This is a genomic window from Acinetobacter sp. 228, assembly GCF_048147885.1.
In genome coordinates this window covers 1-2,522 of the sequence record NZ_JAYWYV010000057.1, presented here as the reverse complement: position 1 = coordinate 2,522, position 2,522 = coordinate 1, and the positions used below count along the sequence as shown (strand labels likewise).

Annotated in this window: 5 protein-coding genes and 1 tRNA gene; 3 read left to right on the top strand and 3 right to left on the bottom strand. The window is 37.9% G+C overall.

What is annotated here, in order from left to right; all coding sequences use genetic code 11:
* The first annotated feature begins 83 nt into the window (after window positions 1-83).
* The 3 genes from VXQ92_RS15720 to VXQ92_RS15710 all read left to right on the top strand — a co-directional run bounded on the left by VXQ92_RS15720 (window position 84) and on the right by VXQ92_RS15710 (window position 1,168).
* A complete protein-coding gene (locus VXQ92_RS15720) occupies window positions 84-302 on the top strand; it encodes a hypothetical protein (RefSeq protein ID WP_001083663.1) in 219 nt (72 codons plus the stop codon).
* Window positions 292-846, top strand: a complete 555-nt coding sequence (locus tag VXQ92_RS15715; protein ID WP_416682426.1) for a lysozyme — start codon at window positions 292-294, stop codon at window positions 844-846. The genes VXQ92_RS15720 and VXQ92_RS15715 overlap by 11 nt, the downstream gene beginning before the upstream one ends.
* Before the next feature lie 124 nt (window positions 847-970).
* Complete coding sequence (locus tag VXQ92_RS15710) at window positions 971-1,168, top strand: hypothetical protein (protein WP_000084539.1); 198 nt, start codon at window positions 971-973, stop codon at window positions 1,166-1,168.
* Window positions 1,169-1,242: 74 nt separating this feature from the next.
* On the opposite strand, the gene VXQ92_RS15705 is transcribed toward VXQ92_RS15710, so the two are convergent.
* The 3 genes from VXQ92_RS15705 to VXQ92_RS15695 all read right to left on the bottom strand — a co-directional run.
* Window positions 1,243-1,319, bottom strand: a tRNA-Arg gene (locus VXQ92_RS15705).
* A 99-nt stretch (window positions 1,320-1,418) separates the two neighbouring features.
* Entirely contained in the window at window positions 1,419-2,054 is a 636-nt protein-coding gene (locus VXQ92_RS15700) for a hypothetical protein (RefSeq protein WP_162281684.1), read from the bottom strand.
* Window positions 2,055-2,198: 144 nt separating this feature from the next.
* On the bottom strand, window positions 2,199-2,522 hold a 324-nt coding region (locus VXQ92_RS15695), incomplete at its 5' end, for a putative quorum-sensing-regulated virulence factor (RefSeq protein WP_416682425.1).

Here is a 2,522-nt window from a genome sequence, read left to right as displayed (position 1 = left end):
TGGGTTGGATCTTCAATTATTCAATTAAGCCAAGACCAGTCTTTAATTAAAGAGAAAGTATCACGGTTGGAGGAAGCAAAAAGATGAACAGTGAAAATACCCGAGCTTATCTAGCTTTCGCATTGGTGGGATTAATGTTTGTTCTAGTGATTGCTTTATTTTTTGTGGATATGCCACGTGAAAATAGCAATCTGATTAATACGGCATTGGGTTTTATTGCTGGGGCTATGACAACAGCATGTGGGTTTTATTTTGGTAGTTCTGAATTAGAGAAAAAGAAAGGTGAATCCAATGACAACTAAACCATTCTTCGATGCTGCCCGAGTAATTGCAGGCGGCAAGCTTACACAGGCACAAGTAGATGATTTAAATAAAGTGGTTGATAAACTTGTGCCAGTTGGAAAAACCACAAGTGATGTTGGTGTAGATCTAATCTCAGATTTTGAAGGCACACGATTCACAGCTTATGATGATGGTGTAGGGGTCTGGACTATTGGCACTGGCACCACAGCTTATCCAAATGGTGTGAAGGTAAAAAAAGGGGATACTTGTACACCTGAGCAAGCTAAGACTTACTTTAAGCATGACTTAGCCAAATTTGAAAAGACTGTAAATGAATCGGTAACTGTACCTTTAACTCAAAATCAGTTTGATGCGTTGGTGTCGCTGACATACAACATTGGTTCAGGTGCATTTAAGAATTCGACTTTGTTAAAGAAACTCAACAAAGGTGATTATCAAGGCGCTGCCGATCAATTCCTAGTTTGGAACAAAGCAGGTGGCAAAGTTATGAAGGGCCTAGTTCGTCGCCGAGAAGCTGAACGAGCACTCTTTTTAAAGAAGTAACTTATATGTGTAAGCGTACCAAAGTTGCATCAATCATCACATTGCTGTGTTTAATCTTCTCAGGTTGCACAGCTCATACTATTAATAGTAACGTTAATGTCTCTATTTGTGTAAGGGCTTTGTGATGTCTCAAGTCATGATCATGGTTTCGGAAGCGGGCAGGATGGAAAATACTTGCAATCTACCCGCTGATTTAGATAAGAACGGGAATGTTCTTAAAATCTATGACTACTCATTAAAAGAGTTGCCGATTAATTTAGATGGCACTGTGACTTACAACGGTAAAAGATGGACCTTTGATAAGAAGCAAAATTACCTCTAAACCTGTGGATAAATAGCGCATTACGCCAAATATACGCCAAAATATAGTTAAGTTATTGATTTTGTAAAATAGATTGGTGCGCTCGGCGGGGATCGAACCCACGACCCCAGGCTTCGGAAACCTGTACTCTATCCAACTGAGCTACGAGCGCGTGTGTGGGGCACATCATAGGAAAAAAACACTTGCAGGTAAAGCACGAAATACGTACCAAGTGAATTTAATGCTTAATTAAACAGCAGCTTGTTATGTTTTAGTTCTTTTGCTGAATGAGCTGAATTGAATAATTAATAGAGTGAAGCGTATGTGCGAGCTCATGAGGGGGAATCCTTGACTCTTGCAAACTGGTAATCCATTGCATTTGGCACATTTTTAGTTCTTGAAGATTTTTAATTTGTTCTATTTTTTGAATAAGTGGTTTGGCCATAAGCCCACAGTATTGGCTTAAGCTTTGTTTCATTAATAGTTGTATTTCTTCAAAAGTAAGTTGTTGAACAGGAATTGGTGGCTGAGTATTTTCAATATTTGAAGAATGGCATGATGGTTCTAGAGAAACTTTAATTTCTCCAGTCAAATCGGCACTTTCATTTTCATCTATGGTGCTTTTTTGTTGCGCTTTTACTTCTAAACTCGTGGTAGGTGATTCTGAGAGAGGTATTTGTTCAGTAAATTCTGAATCGTTTTCGCTAATAGGGGCAATAAGCTTTAAGTCAATAAGTTGTTGAATGAGTTCTGGTGGAGCAATGCGTTTTTTAAACTCGGTATTGAGAGTTTGAAAATCTTCATGATCAATTAATAGAAGTAAACGTCTTTGTTTGGCATTTAAAGCAATATTACGTTGTTGAAGCGCGACTCTTCCCAAATTGGTTCGATAAAAACCAGCCATCATTTTTCCCCAATATAAAAATGAAGCAGCCTGTTTGATTTTTTCTATCAAACAGTACTGTTCTTAATAAAATATAAATGGGGCTAACGATAAAACTCAAAAATGACAATATGATGAAGAATTTATGAATATCATCTATTTAGGCCGTTAAAATGCACTTTCTAATGCTTTACGTAGGTAAACGTCCAGCTCGTCTTGGCGCAATAGCCATTGAATATAGTCTTTAGGGAGTTCAGCAATAGCTGTACCTTTATGCTTGCCAAAATTAATAGTCGTAGGGATACGTGCTTCTTCAGAAACTCGGTAAAGCTCTTCAATGTCTTGAATATTTAAATGATAGACAATATGCATCAAAATATTAGCAGTCAAAATAATATCCGCATCGGCTCGGTGCGCGCCTTTGAGTAATTCACGAGCTTTACTGCTGCCTTGAGAAATCATATAGATCAGTGCTGAGATATTATGCGCTTC

Excerpts from the sequence above, each read along its gene's own strand:
- VXQ92_RS15720 (WP_001083663.1), top strand. The coding sequence starts at position 84 with ATGAACAGTGAAAATACCCGAGCTTATCTAGCTTTCGCATTGGTGGGA.
- VXQ92_RS15715 (WP_416682426.1), top strand. The coding sequence starts at position 292 with ATGACAACTAAACCATTCTTCGATGCTGCCCGAGTAATTGCAGGCGGC.
- VXQ92_RS15710 (WP_000084539.1), top strand. The coding sequence starts at position 971 with ATGTCTCAAGTCATGATCATGGTTTCGGAAGCGGGCAGGATGGAAAAT.
- VXQ92_RS15700 (WP_162281684.1), bottom strand. The coding sequence starts at position 2,054 with ATGATGGCTGGTTTTTATCGAACCAATTTGGGAAGAGTCGCGCTTCAA.